We start from the raw sequence: 17,851 nt of genomic DNA on the forward strand, positions 1-17,851 counted from the left end.
TCTTTTAGCTGTCTTTTGTTCATCTTTGTATTTATTCAATTTTACCAATCAATTTCCATACAAAACGCTAAAATCCTGCTTTCACTTTTATTTTCCTAAGAAAATCTTGACGATTCACAGGAAAGTCTTCCTGATTTACAGGGAAATCTCAACGACATGGTATTTGCCGTCGTCGCTTAACGCAATTGGAAAATGATCCTGAACTTTATCATCGACTTTAATCTTAGTAGACGTCATACTTTCACCAGTTTCAGCACCTGCCGGCTGCCGGCACTTTACCGTAATTTGATACGTTGAATTCTTATGCCGGTAGGTCAGGGAGTATGACTCCCAGTTAGACGGGACACACGGGGTTAACGATAGTTTGTCCCCTGCAATCTGCAACCCGAGAATACCCTCCAGGGCCGCCTGATACATCCATCCGGCAGCGCCGGTGTACCAAGTCCATCCGCCTCTTCCGACATTCGGCTGAACCGCATACACATCGGCAGCGATCACATAGGGCTCTGCCTTATATTGACTGACTTCGATACCGGTACGGGCGTGGTTGACCGGATTCAGCATCTGAAACAGTTCCATCGCCTTATCCCTGCTGCCAAGTTTACTGAACGCCAAAACCGCCCAGGCAGCCGCATGGGTATATTGTCCACCGTTCTCTCTGACTCCGGGAATATAGGCTTTGATATATCCGGGATTTTTATCCGTTTTATCAAATGGTGGTGTCAGCAGCTTTAACAGGGCTGCGTCCTTATCCCAGAGATATCTTTCTACTGCCAGCATGGCATCAGCTGCTCTGCTTTTTAAAGCACTTCCGGACAGAATGGACCAGGACTGGGCAATCGCATCAATTTGACACTCGGAGCTTGTGATTGAACCTACCGGAGATCCGTCATCATAATAAGCACGCCTGTACCAGGAGCCATCCCAGCCATATTTCTCCATACTCTCCTGTAATTCGTTGACGATTCCGGTATATTTTTCAACTCTCTCGCTATCATCTTTTCTGGCACAAACCGGGATAAACTTTTTAAGAACTGCCAGAATAAACCAGCCAAGCCAGACGCTTTCTCCGTTCCCTTCCCTGCCAATCGCACTAAAACCGTCATTCCAGTCCCCGGTTCCGATCAGAGGCAGGCCGTGCCCGCCAAAGCGCAGGCTGCGGTCTATCGCGCGCACACAGTGCTCATATACTGAACCGCTCTGCTCCGAAGTCTCCGGAATGGCATAACGCTCATCTTCGTTTTCCCCGAGGGCTTCGAGCTTTAGAAAGCTTGTTACCTCTTCTAAAATACTGAAGTCTTCGGTATGCTCCAGATAGTCTGCTGTTACGTAAGGCAGCCACAATAAGTCATCTGAGAATTTTGTTCTGATTCCTTTGCCGGTCTCCGGATGCCACCAGTGCTGTACATCTCCCTCCGGAAACTGTCTGGAACTGTGCAGGATAATCTGCTTGCGGGTTATTTCCGGTTTGATGACGGCCAGGGGCATGACATCCTGAAGCTGGTCCCTATAGCCGTAAGCCCCGCCTGTTTGATAAAATCCCGACCGGGCCCAAATCCTGCAGACAATGGTCTGATAAAGCAGCCAACGGTTTACCAGCAGATCAAAGGACGGCTCTGGAGTCAAGATCTGGATACGCGACAAAATATCATCCCAATAGCGGCACACGCCCTGAAACGCCTCTGTGACGCTGTCCGGACTGCAAAAAGACTGAATCAATGAAAGTGCCGTTTCTTTATTTTGTTCATCCCCGAGCAGCAGGCAGACCGTTTTTTCTTCTCCAGGATCCAAGGTTACTTGAAGCTGAAGAACTGCGCATGGGTCGATGTTCGTACCCATCTTACCTGAAAGGACAGCCGATATCCCTGCCGGTTTTACCAGGCTGCCGGCAGCGCCCAGGAATTCAGCACGGTCAGACGTTGACGCTTGATAATCCGCACCGTAACCGGTGATGAAGGCCACTCTTCCGGCAAACTCTTCCTGGTAGACATTCCGGCAGAAGATGGTCGTATCGTGCAGCTCGGTGAGCAAATAAGGCATGTTTTGTTCCCGGTTGACTCCCAGCACCCATTCCAAATAATAATAGACAGAGAGGCGTTTTGGCAGCGTATTTTTATTGGTCAACTTCAACGCTGTAATTTTCAGGTTCTTCCCCAGCGGGATAAAGACCGTCGTTTCCTGGTTAATTCCAAAGCTGAAATGTTCAAACACCGTATACCCTTGACCATGCCTAATAAGATACGGCTGGCTGTCCCTCGCCGGCTGCGGCAGAGGCGACCAGTGCTCTTGGGAGTCCTCATCCTTGATAAAGACAGCCTCCCCGCTGACATCGAGCAGCGGATCGTTTGACCACGGGGATAGTTTGTACTCCCTGCTGTTTTGAGACCAGGTATAGCTCGCCCCTGCTTCAGAAATAATTGTCCCGAATTTTTCATTCGCGATTACATTGACCCAGGGCAGCGGGGTTGGCTGACCTTTCTCATTAATGATCACGTATTCTTTTCCGTTGTCCGTAAATCCGCCATAGCCGTTAAAGAACTTAAAGCCTTCTGTCTTTTTACTCTCCAGGACAGTGCGGTGCGTTTTACATACATTCTGTACAGGCAGGCTGTCTTTTTCTGACCGCCCGCTGGTAATACGGTTGCCTGCGATTTGTTCTATTGTGATTCTTTCGCCAGAAGTTTGTTCACTGGCAGCCGGTTCGTCTATGATCTTTTCACCAGCCCGCAGACACTTCATGATCTGGTGGTTTAAAGATCCGTTTTCGCCGGAAAATATGACGCTGGCGACGGTATGAAGCAGAATATCAGCCTCCCCGGAAAGCTGATCTTTTTTTAGGAGAAATACGCCTCCGGGTTTATTGACAAGTTTCCGAACATGACTGATGCTGATTTTTTCCATGATCACTTCCTGGGTTGCCTGAAAGTATCCCGTTTCGTCCTCATTGAAAATAACCAAGTCGATGTAGAGGCCTTTGATTTTCCAATATTCATGAATGGTCAGGATTTGATCGACCAGCTTGAGCTGGCTGCTATCCTGAATCTTGAGCATGACAACCGGCAGGTCACCCGATATGCCATAAGACCAGAGAGAAGTTTGTCCAAGCTGATTCGATGCTGCGGGGCTTTTCCGGATTGGGCAGCCGTAGATGACCTGCCCGGCCAGACTTGAAATCATATTGGCTTCTCCAAAAGACAGTTGAAGGTTCGTTAATTCCATTAGATTTTGCGACCATGCCAATTCCCTGGCTTGCGTGATCACATAGCTGCTGCGGTATTTCTGGGCAAGCTGAAGGACGGATTCCAACGTGTTTCCATATCCGGTCAGGAAATAGACAGATACTGTTCTTCCCGGATCAACTCTCACCCTGGCCCGCAGACTTAAGATCGGATCAAGAACCGCTCCTACCGAATTGGACAAAGGCTGATTAATATCCATGACCCTGGGATCGGCCAGTGTTCGTCCGCGTCCGATAAATTTGACTCTGTCCGTCTCATACTCGGTTTCCCCAAACATATTTCCTTCACTGAACAAAGTATGCATCATATAATGTTCCGCGTTGTGCAAATGCCGCGGCCGCCGAAAAGCGACAAGGGTATTATTTTCATACTTTGTCTGGATGAACAGCTTGCTGAAGGCGGGATGAGCCATATCCGCCGAGAGTTCATCTAAACCAACTTCCATATAACTTGTCAGCTGAAGATCCCTGGAATAACTGCTTTGATTGGTCAGCGTGATTCGCCTGATCTCTACAGGATCCTCAGGGGCGACGAATACATCTGTCTGCGTGATGATATTTCCGTCCTTGCGGATATACTTGACCGTATTCGGAAAACAGGTTACCTTGTATTCCTCAGGCTGGGTCTGAACCGGTTTGGCTGTAGCCGACCAAAGATTTCCCGAATTAAGATTTTGGACATAGAGAAATGTTCCGTACCTGTCCATGGCGGGATCTTTGCGCCAGCGGGTCAGAAAAAGATGATTATACTGACTGTAGCCTGTACCGGAAAGCGTAAGCATGACAGCATATTCCCGGTTCGAAATGAAACTGCAGCGCGGAACCCGGGTATTCGGACTCAGGTAGACCACAGGTTTCTCTCCGAGTTTGCAGGAAATAGCGCGGACTTCCTTTTCCCCGTTTTCTTCGATCATCGGATTAAACGTATATTCTTTCAGCGGAACCTGCTCCTGCAGCAGCATTTCAATCGATTTGATGACCGGTTCCCGGTGGAAACGCTCCTGCATCCTGTTTGCTCCAAGGACATTCCCTAAGGCGATCAGGCTCATCCCCTGGTGGTGAGACATATAGCTCTTGACGATACTGGATTCCTCATTATACGGAACCCTGCTTTTGGTATAGTCAATCGCTTCAAACAGTCCGAATACACCGTTATAGCCTTTATTTTTCATCAAACGGAGGTTTTCCATACTTGCTTTAAAATCAATCGGCAGCGCCATAAAAGTCGAATACGGGGATATGACCATATCCTTGGACAATCCTCTTTTCAGGCCTAAGCCCGGAACGCCAAAAGCTTTATATTGGTAATTGTTCTGGATATCAAAACAGAAAAATCCCGATTCGGATATCCCCCACGGCATTTTGGCCTTTTCCGCATGCGCCTGTTGAATCTTTACCACAGAGCGATAGGATTCATCAAGGAGCGTTCCACGATAGCCCTTAAACAGGATAGAAGGCATTAAAAACTCAAACATGGTTCCGCTCCAGGATACCAGACAGCGCCTGCCGTTTATTCTGGTCAGCGGCCGGGCCATCTTAAACCAGTGGCTTTGAGGCACATCCCCTTTGGCAATTGCCAACAGGCTGGTCTGCCGGGCTTCCGAGGCCAGCAGGTCATAATAGGATTTATCCCGTTTCCGCTCTGTTAAATTGTAGCCGATCGTAAACAGCTTGATCTGGTCGTCAAACAAGGGCTTGAAATTCATTCTGTACACAAAATGATGAAGATCTTTCTGTAGCTTCCCAGCCCGGAGCAAAGTCAAAACGGCTCGTTTAAGCCCGCGATAGAGATAAGGCTGTAATTCCTTACCGGCGGTTTCCAGATTGTTCAGCAAGCCCAGATATTCCCGGATAAGAGATTTGACTGGGTACTGCCCGAGCTTTCGCAAAGAATCAGGCAGGTCAGGCAGGGTCAGAAACGGGAAAAAATATTCCAGCGCATTTTTTCCGTCTTGAAGCATCCGAGCCAAAGCCTCCGGCCAAAAATCTTTTGTGATCAGCCTGAGGTCTGTTTCGGGTTTCTCAGCCCTATTTCCGTTTTGATCTGCCGGATTTCCGAGATGATTGCGCGTCAGTTTTGCCCATTTGTCTACAAATGCATAACAAGTTTGAAGGTCTGTTATTCCTGCGAACGCTCCGGCTTTTTCAGCTCGCTCACTTGCCATGATGGCTTTCAGTTCTGTGCCAAAAGATCCCCTGACGTCAGGATCCACCGTGCCGGCATTCTCCTGACTCAGCAGATAAGTATCCATGAACCCCTGCAGCATGTTTTGCCCGATCAGTGGTTTCCCTGAAATCTCGGCCAGACCGTTTTTCAGCGCGATCATATAGCCTGCCATATTGCCGCTATCGACCGTGGAAATATAGATCGGGTGAAGCGGTTCCAGCGTCTGCGTATCGTACCAGTTATAGATATGCCCATTCCATTTTGGCATTCCTTGGATCGTCCGGAGCGTATTCCTGACCCGGCTCAGCATTCTTTCCGTGGTTACATAGCCGAGATCTCCGGCTGTAAGATTAGCCAGCAGCGCCAGCCCGATGTTGGTAGGTGATGTCCTGCAGGCCTCTCCTTTATGCGGTTCCAGCTGGATATTATCCGGAGGCAGATAATTGTTTTCCGCATTGACAAAAAGATCAAAATAAGCCCAGACCTGCCGGGAGAACATACGAAGCACCCTGCGGTCTTCGGAGGAAATCTCTGTGATAGAATCGGCATAGGGCAGACTCATTCGGTAGGCAAGCCATGGCGACGCCAGCCAGCTGATCAACAAGATTGTTAGGATTATCCCCGTAAGCGAGCTCACATAAAAATAACCGGATAGAAAGAAAAGGCTCATCACGATGCCGCGCGCCATTCTATGATAAAAATTCCAGGGGTCTAACTGAAGATGCGTTTCAGAATCTGCAGCCGTCTCCCATTCGAGTAAATTGCGTTTGGTGATGATTTGTCTCCCAAGACTCCTAAATACGGCATCCAGTTGATTATACGCTTGATACGGCAGCACCGCGATGCTAAACAGGATCTGGCTGATTCCTAGTTTCAGCTCAAACTTAAAGATCCTGAAGGTTATACTGCCGTCGATAAGGCGTCCGCCAATGTTCAGAAGCAGCGGTAAACTCAAACTCAGCAGGACTAAAATCGCCAGCTGGTTGGAGAACTGATGCAATGCGGTAACGGCTAAAAAAAGAATAATTATCTGAAAAGGCGTTTCCAGACTTCGTCTGAGATTGTCAAAAATCTTCCAGCGGGATACAGCGGAAAAGTCCTGCTGAAACATATAACGCGCAATTTGCCAGTCTCCCCTTATCCAACGATGCGTCCTTTTGGTATGCGACAGGAATTTGGTCGGATATCCGTCAAAAAACTCAATATCCGTCGCTAAGGCTGTGCGCGCATAGAGACCTTCAATTAAGTCGTGACTCAGGATCCTATTATCCGGAAAGGCATTTTGGGTCACGGCGTGAAATACTTTCAGATCATAAATGCCTTTTCCTGTAAATATTCCTTCTCCAAAGAGATCCTGATAGATATCTGAAATCGCGCACGTATAAGGATCAATGCCTGCTGTTCCGGTGAACACCCTGGCAAAAGGCGAAGCAAACGCGCTTGCCGCCGTAAGACCGATCCGCGGCTGAATAATACCATAGCCATAGGCGATACTTTTGCCGTTGTCAGCCAGTCTTGCTTCATTCATCGGATGCGCAATTGTACCAATCAGCTTGCGTGCAGAATCTCTGGGCAGTATTGTATCGGCATCCAGCGTGATAACATAGCGGATTCCTTGCATGGCTTCCGGCTTTCCTGTTTGAATAAAGTAACTCGTCTCTCCCTCGTGCAGAAGCAGCCGGTTGAATTCAATCAGCTTTCCCCTTTTTCTTTCCCATCCCATCCAGGTCTTATCTTTTTCGTTCCATTTTCTTTCCCTGTGAAAATAGAAAAAACGCTCTTCCCCATATTTGTCATTCAGTTTTGCCGCCGCTTTGACACCTGCCTGAATGATCTCATCATCCCCAAGCTGTTTGGCCGCAGGGGCATCTGCAAAATCACCGAGAACGGCAAAGCACAAGTTCTGATCCCGGTTGCTTAAATAGTGTGTTTCCAGTTGTTTCATTTGCTGCCGGACTTTGGACGGATGATTGAAAATTGCCGGGATTACAACAATGGTTTTGTATTGCTCCGGTATCCCGTTATCCAGGTACAATTTCGGCAGAAAGTTCGGAGACAGCATCCTGCAGAACAAACGATTAATGAGACAGACAGCCATGCCATTGATCAGGACCAGCGCTCCAATCAGGCCCAGAAGCATACTACCCGACGATACATTGCCAGAATTGTTTTTTGTCAGATCGAGAAAAATAAAAAAAGGTATCAGTGTCGCCAGAAATATTAACCCAAGGTAGGACAAGGCAGGTTTTAATTTCAGATAACAGTATATGCCATGAAAAGACTTTTTTACCCTGCCCCAACTGTCGGCCAGCTCCTTTTCCAGGCGCACCTTGCCGGAACCAAACAGGTAATAACCAACATGGTTAAAAGGCGCAGACTGGTTCTGGGCAGCTAATTTTTCCAATGTTCTGGCCACAATAATTTCTGTAACTTTATATTTTCCTGCCAGACCTTCTATTTCATGCCTGTATTTGTCCCGGGAATCAAAATCCATCTTATCAAATATTCGGGCCGGATCCTTTTGAAGGGTTTGCTGTACCAGACTGACATTTTCGAAAAAAGCAGACCAGTTCTCAGCGTTAATCTGTTTGATATCCGTGACAAGTTTGCCCATGGCCGCTCCCTGGGCTGTCAGAAAATGATGTTCTGAATTTACGGCCTTCTCCACCGTTGTATTTTGTCTGCTGGCCGCATTATCAAGCCAGTTGTACAGTATTTTAGCTTCTAGGCCATGTTCCTTAAGCTTTCTGGAGATTCTTTCCATAAAAATTGCCGTGAGCACGTCTTCCGGATCATGCCCAGATGCAGGAGGCATCTCAGCTGCGGGCGTTTCAGCGTCTGTGCTTCCGTCAAATACAGTCTTTAACCAATCATCAGCTTTTCTTCTTTCGGCCTGGATATAAAGAATACGCTCAATCTGATAGTAGACTTTTTCCAGCAGCAGTACTTTTAACATCATTGGAACAGCCCATATCTCAGCAGATGAAAGCGGCGCCTCTTCCTGATACCCGGTAATAAACGCCTTTAATTGATCAAAATTTAATTCATGTTCACACTGTTTTAGAAACTCAGCTATAATTAGATAAATTCTGGGGTAACCGGCGTTATCCCCTCCTTTTAAATACTGCAACTTGCTTTCATATTCTTTGGAGATATCCTTGGTCAGTCCTGTGATCAATTCGCTGATAATGTAGTAGTTGTCCAGGTACCATTCTGCTGCGGGAATGACGTCTTCCGTTTCATAGTAATATTCATTGATTGGAGAATAAGCTTCACGGATATAGGCACTTTGTCTTTTAATAACCGGCAGCAGGCTCCGACCTCTAGGGGTAAGCCCCAGCCAGTTATGGAATTGAGCAAGTTCCGAGATCTTCATATTTCAACCCCAACATATTTTTTTCTTTACTCATTATGTCCATTTCTGCGGGCATAATTCGTAATTTGCAGCCTGCTGGGGCAAATCGCCGCTCTTCGCCATCCGTGGTACCGCAGTATTCGTCCATCTCTAGTACAGTGTATTTAAAATATGTATCATCCTCGATACGCCGCTCCTTGCCGTAAGCCTAGAGGCTAACTGCCCGAGCACAAAGGAAAGACGCCTCGAATTTGAAGCGTCTTGCTGAGCTAAGCTTTGATCCAGCCCTTTCTTTTGAATTACTGAGTGTATTGTATTAGGCAGAAATAGTCGTCTTAAGAAAAATAACCTTGAAATTCTTCGAGGGACATCAGTATCTCCCGTGGTTTATTGCCCTCACTGCGGGCAACGACGCCGGCGTCCTCCAGCATATCCATCAAGCGGGCTGCCCGGGAATACCCAACTCTCAGCCGCCTTTGCAGATAAGATACCGAAGCGATCCCGGATGTAATCACCAGCTCGCCGGCTTCAGCAAAACGCTCGTCAAGATCTTCATCTGGCTTTTCAGTGGTTGTGGTTTCTTCGAGCAGATTTTCATCGAGCTCATAAGCCGATCTGCCTTGTTTTTTCCAATGTTCGATGACATTTTTTGTTTCTTGCTCGTCGATAAAGCAGCCGTGAACTCTTTGGGGTTTATTCAGGCCAATCGGGGAATACAGCATGTCCCCCTTGCCCAATAATTTCTCGGCGCCGCCCCCATCAAGGATTGTTCTGGAATCAATCTGCGAGGAAACGGCAAAAGAGATCCGGCTTGGGATATTCGCTTTAATAAGTCCTGTAATAACATTCACCGACGGACGCTGCGTGGCGATGACCAGATGAATCCCTGCCGCTCTAGCCATTTGAGCAAGTCGGCAAATAGCCTCTTCGATTTCATTGGCAGCTACCATCATAAGATCGGCCAGCTCGTCAATCACGACGACAATGTAAGGCAACGGCTTATCCATATTCCTATTAAAGTGGTCAATGTCACGAACACCGCTAGAGGCAAACAGTTCATAGCGGTCTTCCATTTCCCTGACAATGAATTTAAGGTATTTGGATGCTTTCTTCGGATCGGTAACGACCGGTGAAAGCAGATGGGGGATGCCGTTATACTGGTTAAGTTCAACCATTTTGGGGTCGATCAAAAGCAGTTTGACCTGATCCGGTGTATAGGAAAACAGCAGCGAATTCAAAAGACAATTGATAAAAATACTTTTCCCGGAGCCGGTAGCGCCAGCAACAAGCAAATGCGGCATTTTTCCGAGCTCACCGATAACAGGCTGATCCGCAATATCTTTACCGAGCGCAATTTTCAGCTTACCGCCGGAACCAATAAATGATTCAGATCCGATCACTTCTCTAAAGTAGACGGTCCTGGACTTTTGGCACGGCACTTCAATCCCTACAGCCGCTTTGCCCGGGATCGGTGCTTCAATCCGGATATCTCTCGAAGCCATGGCCAAAGCAATATCATCTGCCAGATTAACAATTTTACTGATTTTCGTTCCCGGAGCAGGTGAGAGCTCATAACGTGTGATGACTGGTCCGACGGTGATATTGGTAACTTTTGCGGTCACTCCGAATGTGCTTAAGACATCCTCCAGAAGCCCCGGGTTTGTGCGTTCTGCTGTTGCGGTACTGTTTTCCCTGTGCCGCAATAATTCGATCCGCGGCAGTATCCAGGCTTTCGTTTTGATTTCGTCGTAATCGTATCCCGCAGAGATATCTTCAGATATATTTACCGATGGTTTTGATTCATACGCCTTATAAAAACTTCCGTGAATTTTTTCTTCAGTCACGGGAGCAGCTGCAGTCACTTGCGTTACGGGAGCTACTTGCTGCCTTTCCTGAAAATAGTTGTTTCTCTGAAACAATGTATCCTGATTCTTCTCCTTATCTACGCTTTCTAGCGGAAATGTATTGTTTTTCCTGACATCTTTCTTACTCTCTTTGAAATAGTCTTTAAATCCATTCATACTGACCGTATTTTCTGAAATATAGAAACGTTTATTTCCTTCGCCAAAATACGAAGAGAAATTTGCTCCCAAATGTCCCAGGTGATCCTCAGTTGCGATCGGTTCGTCATTCACAAACAAACGCTCGGCAAAATAGGATGAAAAGCCATTTTCGCGCGCCAAGCTTACCGGTATGCCTGTCTCAGATTCAGAAGCCGCCTTATTCGCCAACCGATTGGCCTGAACTTCTCTGGATCTGGCGGTACTGATCCTTTTCGACAGTTCATCTGATCTAGCTTGTTCAGCTGATCTGGCCTTGTCAACTGGCCGGTCTTTCATTGTATTCTTTTTCCGTTTATATTCTTCATATCTGTTATCATATTCATCATCTTCATCATCATCGTCGTCATCATCGTCAAATTCCTGTTCACGCTTTGTTCCGGACATAAGCCAGCAAACAACCGCAAAAATAAAACAAATCAGCGGCAGTCCAAGCGCGTAATTTCCGAGAAGTTCTCTAAAGAAACTAAAAACATTGGTCGAGAACTCCTGGATCTCGAAATAGCCCAGGATCCCAATCAGAAACATAAAAAAATACAGCAGCGAAAGCGCTTTGATAAGTATTCTTCCAACCAGCCTCAAGGTTTACCACTCCTAAAATTTATTGCTATCATTGATCTCAGTCGATCTGCAGGTATTCCATAAGATTAAGCACGCATTTCTCCGGAACCGGGACCTCCCCTATTTCGACCTGACTGAAAAAGCCATGGTAGTCGCTGCCACCTGTTGCGAGAGTCCTGTATTTTCGTGACAGTTTTTCAAAATAGGTAATCTTCTCTTCACGTTGAACCCAGTAACCGTAATAGACTTCAATTCCAATCGGCTTGTAACTCAAGAGATCCTCAGTCAGGGACTGGTCGATTAGCCCCGGATGAGCCAGGACAGGAAGTCCGCCCGTTTCGAGAATCAGATCAACCGCATCAGGAAAGGGGTTGCCTTCATAGGGTATATAGGCTGTTCCGCCGGGCCTGAGACAGGACACAAGATTATCCCAATTAATAGTGAGATTTTGATCACGTTCAGTTTTATTCCAGATCGCGTAAATAATATGAGACTTGCTGATGACGCCTTCAAAACTTGCTGTATTTTCAATCTCCTGCCATTCGAGCATCAGTCCCAAATCTTTTAACTTTCCGAGCATTAATTTTGTAACAGCAGTTCTCTCTTTACGGATTTGCCGAAGCTTTTCCTGAAGATAGTCATTATTGATGTCTCGGTAATAGCCCAGCAGGTGAATCTCCTGATTCTTGTAATAGGTATTCATCTCAAGTCCAGGTATAATCCGGATTCCGTAATCCGACGCAATGTTTTGCGCTTTGGTGACACCGGATGTTGTCTCATGATCGGTAATGGCGACAACATCCATCCCTTTCAAAGAAGAAATTTGCAAAATCTCTTCAACCTTGAGACTTCCGTCAGACTGATTGGTGTGAATATGAAGGTCAGTTTTCAATCGTAACGATCCTCTCGCCAAGATTTGCTATAATGTTTTCTTTTATACTATTTTATTCGTTTTTTACGGCAAAAATCCTTCAAAATAATTTGAATGATTGTTATATGTATGATCGGCGATCAATTTAAATGCAGACTGAACTATTTACACTGAAATGTTATCGTTGACACAATCAAGTAATTCCGATATAATAGCTTTCGTCGTCAACTGTAGGAAACACTTAGGGGATTAGTTTAATGGTAGAACAGCGGTCTCCAAAACCGTCAGTGAGGGTTCAACTCCTTCATCCCCTGCCAAGTAAATTTAAGGCTCAGAGGCCTTTTTTATTTTTGTATTTATGCTTTGGGGCAGACTTTGGACAGATTTATTTAATCGTAGAAATAATAAGGGAATCGGAATTATCCGACTCCCTTATTTATATTTCTATTTTTTAGGTTATGATCTTTTTGATCTCAGATCATTTTGAAAGCTATGTATCACTTGATTTATTACTTTTCTTTAAGCTTTTACTATTAAGTCTAAGATGAAATAGCACTAAAACAACTAATAAAAAACCGGGAATAACATGGACGCTTTCAAAGATTTCTTTGGGAATTATGTTATTTGTTAGCGCGGTAATCACCAAGATCAGAAGATCAATACAAAGCAATACATTAACAATTTTATTTCCTTTATCCGTATCCAATTCTATCACTCCTTTCATTAATTGTAGGTAATATGTTAACAATCCATTATGTCATTTATGTGAAATAATGGTGACAGTTATGTGAAATTTGAATGGACATGGTACATTATTTTTTATAATAGTTTATTTCTTTTAATTTGCAATTTTTCTGTATTTTTGATCACTTGGGAACATCTACAAGATTTAAACGGTATAAAAAGATTTTGTAATCCCATACTAAAATTAAAGGAGGGTTAATATGAGCTGGAGAGAATCACGATTTATGCAGGTTGTGTGGACCGTCATTCGCGTATATATTGGCTGGGAGTGGCTGAGTGCCGGTATCGGCAAAACTTTTGGAGCAAGTGCTGCAGCCTGGGTAGGCCCGAATGCAGGCGCGGCCGTTACAGGTTTTTTACAAGGAGCCCTCGCTAAAACCGGTGGCCAACATCCTGATGTATCCTGGTGGTATGCATCATTTATTCAAAATATTGCTCTTCCGAATGCCAAAGTGTTTGGTTATGTGATTGCCTGGGGAGAGCTTCTGGTTGGCTTGGGATTAATCCTCGGTTGCTTCACGACCATCGTTTTACTTGCGGCAGTCTTTCTGAACATGAGTTACCTACTGGCTGGTGCTGTCAGCACCAATCCGATGTTATTATTCTGGGAAGCTTTACTGCTTTGGGCCGGCGCAGCTGCCTACTACTGGGGAGTGGACAGGATACTTATACCCCAGTGGAAAAAACGACGACTCAAGCAGGGTATTGCGTAACAAAGTTTTGAATTGGAATATTAAAGACACAGGCCTTGACCTGTGTCTTTAATATTCTCTCGTTTTATAACAAAAACAAAGATTTTTCAAATTCTTTTAGAAAATATTTTTTGCCTTTTGGGATCACCGTATGTCCCTCAGACTCCAGCAGAAATTTCTGATGATCCAGGCCGCCGGGATACTTATCATTCAATTCTCCGCGCTTCTTAAGCGTCCGCCAGTATGGAGTAACATCCGAACTGCCGGCATCCTGCCGTTCCTGCGAGGCGTTGGCAGCAATATTGATAAATATCCCTGCCGTCAGCTGACAGGTGAAATCGGCTTGATGTTTTTTGGCCAGATAAGCTCTGATCTCATCGGAAGTAATCAGTTTGCCCGGAGGTATCCTTTTCATGACTTCATCGTACTCCAGCGGAGCGGCAATCAACATATTTCCAGCACCAAACCGCTTGGCCATCTTCTCGTCATAGCCGATAAATTCTATTCTGGGCAAATTTTTTGCCTGATGCAGCTTTTCATCAAACGTTTTTCTAGCCATTTTTATTCCTCATAAAAACCATTGACTCCTCAAGAGATCAATGGTATATTTAAATTTGATAGATTTTATTTATATTTGTATACAATTTTTCTATTTTACTATATCACATATCTTTTTGATTGTCAATATCCTCTTGGCATCATCCTCTAATTAAATCAATGCAACAGTGAAAGGATGTCGGAAATGGAACCATTTATGCTGCTCCCTCCTGCCATGATCAACAAGATGGCCGTGCATGAGATCCTGGAATGTAACGAACAGACGGCCCGCTTTGGTTTACAGCTTTCAGCATCAGAAGCCTTGGAGCTTGTAGAAACACGGGCTCATTCTCTTCGCAGCTTCGGACGGGTTGAATTTGCAGGCGGCATGATTAATAAGCTCATTCTCCGCTTTTGTGATTCCCCTTTTCTCTCCTGTCACAATTATGCCTCTGCCTTAAATGATTTGATTGAGACATTTTATTATTTTAAGAATGAGACGCTTGATGAAATAAGCGACGATGAGTTGATCGGACTGATGAAGGTTTATTTCGACGGGAACTGTCAGGGCTCGCTTGAGCTGCTGCAAAACCGCGAACTGGAAGCGCTTGCCCGTAATATCCGCTATGGCCTGACGGATTATTGGAACGTACACCCCAACGAAGATGATCCTGACAATGAGGAGGCAGACGTATGGTGAATATACTCAAAAAAAACGCGGTATTGAATATGTCTCTTCCTGAAAGCGCTGTTCTTCAGTCACTTTTGGAACAGGCTCTTCAGCATGGACTACTGACTGACGTTGAACTTCAGCATATGCAAACACAAATCATTAAACTCCTGACGAAACAACTGAAAAGGTTTACACATGGGGACAGCTGCTCCGTAAAGTCGGAAACAGCGCAAAGTATCATGCTGTCCATCCTGTATACGATCGGTATCTATCTGAAAAGCCTGTCCCATCCCGATCTCTGTTTGAATTGTCTCAGGCAAAACCAAATCAACGATCTATTTCAGGAAGGCAGAAACATTATTGATCTTCGCATCAGTGAAGCCAAAACACTTCTGTCTGTTATTAATCATGACGGTTTGACCTTTATTAACCAGGCCTATAGCGACACGCTCGAAAATGGCATTCCTGCATTTTTTACAGCTTACGATCCTGAATTCGCTGCGCACGAAACACCCGGTTCAATCGATTACCCGCTTAGCAATGATCAGATGGATTCAACGGGGATTGTCTATATTCATCATTACTTGCAGCAATTATACCGTGAGGATACTTTCTGCCTGAATTTCCCCGGCGAAGACATCCAATGTCTGCTGCGCGGGTATCACGATCACTCTGAGGACTTGCTGCTGAATATTTTTGAGCTGGTATTCGCTCAATCACTTGGTTCAGTAATGGCCGGCAAGCCTGCGCATCAATTGAATATCAGTCAACAGGACCGGGAATACCTTCAGCAGAAATTAGCAAATCTCCCAGACCAAGAACTTGATCTTAGGCTGCAGCATGCTTTGACGCAAGTCAGCGACGACCTCACGCTCGATGACAGCAGCCTGGTTCAGCTACTGAAAGAAAGTATAATTCCATTTGCCGCAAGACTCAAAAATGCTTTGAGCAATGAGAAGTTGGAAGCAGTCTTTATTACTTTAAAAGCACAATCGGAGCATTCTTCCCTCGTTTTTGAAGACGGACCTAGATTAGCAGATGACGTATTCCGGGACATTGCCGAAGAAATCCGACAATGCCGTTATATTGAAGATAAGCTTACCATCATCCGGAGAGAAATCCGCAGTGCCGCCGACCTGGCAGACATTCTCGAAGCATCCTGTCTTTTTGAAGATGAATATGACAGTGTTTATCATTCTTTAACCGCACTGGAACTTGCACTGCTGATCAAATCATTCCCGGCGCCCGATCCGTCATTATTTATCCGTTCCGGACACGCAGCCACTGGAGAAATGAAAGAATGGCAGATCCGGCTGATTTCCTTTTTAGACCGCCTTGTGCCGTCTGAACTGTTTACCCTGCTTCATCTTGCTGAAGGTATAACCATTATTTAAACGTGTACTTTGTCCACGGCTTAAAGGCTTACGATCATTCGAACGTTTCATGCCTCAGCAAAAGAAGCAGGGCTTCTGCTCTGCTTCTTTCGTTAATAAGACTGGTATTCTTCATCATTCTTTTTCTGTTATGTATCTTGGTCTGAAAAGAGCACGCAATGATCTACCTTGCACCACCATAGATGGTTGATTACCCAGCCATGATCTCTCGACCATAACCAAGCAGGTCGCCACCTATGATCATGGTTTGTTCGACCATGCAAGATATCTTAACAGCTGACAGCAACCTCACGGCTGCAGCCAACCATTAATTCTATAACTTTGTAACGAACTTACAAACTCATAGAATATACGACACCCGGCATAATCTTAGCTCGACCCTTAACGATAGGTTGGAACCCTAAAACAATAAAAATTAATCGACTGCCTTAAAGCTTTTCCCAACCGTTAAAAATCTTCCCTCCGACTGCCTGAAAGCCTTTGACCTTCAGACAATCTTTGGCCGACCCTGTTACACCCCCGAAAGAGCATAACAGAATCTTGGCTCAACCATTACGTACCCTTTTACAATCTTAGAATTTGTATTTTTGCTGTTTTTTATCCAGGCAATAAATTCCTCACTTTTTCGTTGAGGGATGGATCAGTCACCGCCAAAGTCGAACAAATCACTTAAAAAAGATCCCCTGCGTTGCTTCGAATTTTTGCCGTAATGGTCCCGATCATACGCATGCTCATGTTCTCGATCATGATGTTTGTCTTCATGCTCATAATTTCCGTATTCATTCACATATCCAGGTCTGCGTTCCTGAGTACTGCTCTCGGATTGAGATTTTTCAATAATTTTGTCCAATTCGCCGCGATCGAGCCAGATCCCGCGGCACTGCGGACAGTAATCAATTTCTACTCCTTTGCGTTCCGTCATCTGCAATTTCACATGACACACCGGACAATCCATGAACAACACCTCCACAAGAATTTATTTTTAGGATAAGCTTATACGCTTAATATTAGTTTAGAAATTCTGTTCCATATTGATTGACAAATATATTTTGATATTGCAGATCTTGCTCCGTCCTGCGTAATTTTTGTTCAGCAGGATATCCAAGCCCAATCATACATTCCACTTTTAAGCCCCGGGGTATGTTCAGCACTTCCTGAATATATTCTTCCGTGGTCTTCCCCTCGGACTGATTTCTGTTTCTGACCTGAACCCAGCAGGATCCTAGCCCCATCGACTTTGCGGCTAATTGAATAATGATCGCAGCTATGGATGCATCTTCGGTCCAGACATCTGTCAGACTGCTGTCCGCCAGGACCACAATGACTAAAGGGGCTCCGCTTAAGAAAGCTGATCCGTGCTCCCTGGCCAAGGAAAGTTTCTGAAGCAGGTCATGATCTTCCACAATGATGAAACGCTGCGGCTGAATCCCTCTACCGGAAGGAGCCAACAAAGCAGCCTTGACCAGGTCTTGGATTTTATCCTTTTCTATTGCGGCCGGACTGTATTTACGGATACTTCTTCTATCATATAACAAATCAAGCATTCTTATCCCTCTTTC

At 45.3% G+C, this 17,851-nt stretch carries 10 protein-coding genes and 1 tRNA gene; 4 read left to right on the forward strand and 7 right to left on the reverse strand.

All coding sequences use genetic code 11. From position 1 onward, the window contains the following. Positions 1-135: 135 nt before the first annotated feature. The 3 genes from AAH944_RS07850 to AAH944_RS07860 all read right to left on the reverse strand — a co-directional run bounded on the left by AAH944_RS07850 (position 136) and on the right by AAH944_RS07860 (position 12,273). Entirely contained in the window at positions 136-8,781 is an 8,646-nt protein-coding gene (locus AAH944_RS07850; protein WP_415534081.1) for a GH36-type glycosyl hydrolase domain-containing protein, read from the reverse strand. A 314-nt stretch (positions 8,782-9,095) separates the two neighbouring features. Beyond that, a complete protein-coding gene (locus AAH944_RS07855; RefSeq protein ID WP_415534082.1) occupies positions 9,096-11,402 on the reverse strand; it encodes a DNA translocase FtsK in 2,307 nt (768 codons plus the stop codon). 37 nt (positions 11,403-11,439) lie between these two features. Beyond that, positions 11,440-12,273, reverse strand: coding sequence for a PHP domain-containing protein (locus tag AAH944_RS07860; protein ID WP_415534084.1), 834 nt, complete (start codon positions 12,271-12,273; stop codon positions 11,440-11,442). A 222-nt stretch (positions 12,274-12,495) separates the two neighbouring features. Between AAH944_RS07860 and AAH944_RS07865 the strand changes: the two genes are divergently transcribed. Next, a tRNA-Trp gene (locus AAH944_RS07865) sits at positions 12,496-12,569 on the forward strand. Between the two features lie 173 nt (positions 12,570-12,742). On the opposite strand, the gene AAH944_RS07870 is transcribed toward AAH944_RS07865, so the two are convergent. After that, the gene (locus tag AAH944_RS07870; RefSeq protein ID WP_415537827.1) at positions 12,743-12,967 is read right to left on the reverse strand and encodes a hypothetical protein; all 225 of its coding nucleotides are present in this window, start codon (positions 12,965-12,967) and stop codon (positions 12,743-12,745) included. A 229-nt stretch (positions 12,968-13,196) separates the two neighbouring features. Here AAH944_RS07870 and AAH944_RS07875 point away from each other — a divergent pair, with 229 nt between their 5' ends. After that, positions 13,197-13,709 carry a TQO small subunit DoxD gene (locus tag AAH944_RS07875; RefSeq protein WP_415534086.1) on the forward strand — a complete coding sequence of 171 codons (513 nt, stop codon included), beginning with the start codon at positions 13,197-13,199 and terminating at the stop codon, positions 13,707-13,709. Positions 13,710-13,773: 64 nt separating this feature from the next. Here the strand turns inward: AAH944_RS07875 and AAH944_RS07880 are convergent, their stop codons facing one another. Next, positions 13,774-14,247, reverse strand: coding sequence for a methylated DNA-protein cysteine methyltransferase (locus AAH944_RS07880; RefSeq protein WP_415534088.1), 474 nt, complete (start codon positions 14,245-14,247; stop codon positions 13,774-13,776). Between the two features lie 183 nt (positions 14,248-14,430). Between AAH944_RS07880 and AAH944_RS07885 the strand changes: the two genes are divergently transcribed. Together AAH944_RS07885 and AAH944_RS07890 are read left to right on the forward strand one after the other, a co-directional pair. Next, positions 14,431-14,925, forward strand: coding sequence for a DUF6323 family protein (locus tag AAH944_RS07885; RefSeq protein WP_415534090.1), 495 nt, complete (start codon positions 14,431-14,433; stop codon positions 14,923-14,925). Then, the gene (locus AAH944_RS07890; protein ID WP_415534092.1) at positions 14,919-16,292 is read left to right on the forward strand and encodes a DUF6179 domain-containing protein; all 1,374 of its coding nucleotides are present in this window, start codon (positions 14,919-14,921) and stop codon (positions 16,290-16,292) included. Before AAH944_RS07885 ends, AAH944_RS07890 begins: the two co-directional genes overlap by 7 nt. Before the next feature lie 640 nt (positions 16,293-16,932). On the opposite strand, the gene AAH944_RS07895 is transcribed toward AAH944_RS07890, so the two are convergent. Next, positions 16,933-17,247, reverse strand: a complete 315-nt coding sequence (locus AAH944_RS07895; RefSeq protein WP_415534094.1) for a zf-TFIIB domain-containing protein — start codon at positions 17,245-17,247, stop codon at positions 16,933-16,935. Positions 17,248-17,299: 52 nt separating this feature from the next. Continuing rightward, the gene (locus tag AAH944_RS07900; RefSeq protein WP_415534096.1) at positions 17,300-17,836 is read right to left on the reverse strand and encodes a nitroreductase family protein; all 537 of its coding nucleotides are present in this window, start codon (positions 17,834-17,836) and stop codon (positions 17,300-17,302) included. Positions 17,837-17,851: the final 15 nt, after the last annotated feature.

It is taken from the genome of Dehalobacter sp. CP (assembly GCF_047652685.1).
Lineage (GTDB): Bacteria > Bacillota > Desulfitobacteriia > Desulfitobacteriales > Syntrophobotulaceae > Dehalobacter.